This is a genomic window from Acetobacter okinawensis (genome assembly GCF_002153655.1).
Lineage (GTDB): Bacteria > Pseudomonadota > Alphaproteobacteria > Acetobacterales > Acetobacteraceae > Acetobacter > Acetobacter okinawensis_A.
On sequence record NZ_JOPJ01000123.1, the window covers coordinates 1 to 536 of the forward strand.

Genomic DNA, 536 nt, shown 5'->3' on the forward strand with positions numbered 1-536 from the left:
AACACCACAGGCGGTAACCCGTCTGGTAATGACGGGCCCAATGGCTCAGGCTCGGGCACCGGCCCCGCCTATGACGGCATGACCATGCCAACCCTGACCGTTGATCTGGAAAAACTGATCGGCCTCAAGGGCGGTCTGTTCAACATCAGCGCGCTCCAACTGCGCGGGCGTTCCATCTCGCAGGACCATCTGAGCGTTTACAACCCCGTCTCCGGGTTCGAGGCGGACCGCTCCACACGCCTGTTCGAGCTGTGGTACCAGCAGTCCTTCCTCGGCGGCAAGCTCGATATCAAGATCGGGCAGCAGGACCTCGATACCGAATTCCTGATCAGCGATTACGGCAGCCTTTACCTTAACTCCAACTTCGGCTGGCCCATGGCCCCGTCGGTCAACCTGTATGCCGGTGGGCCGTCCTGGCCGCTGGCCTCCCCCGCCGTGCGGATCCGCTACCGGCCCACTGACCAGTTTACCGTCATGTTCGCCGCAGCCGATGACAACCCGCCGGGCAATACCTCCAACTCCTTTGGCATTCAGGG

General features: G+C 62.1%; 1 protein-coding gene. It reads left to right on the plus strand.

The genetic code is table 11. From position 1 onward, the window contains the following. The coding region (locus HK26_RS13020) for a carbohydrate porin (protein WP_143296392.1) at positions 1-536 on the plus strand (536 nt) is incomplete at both ends.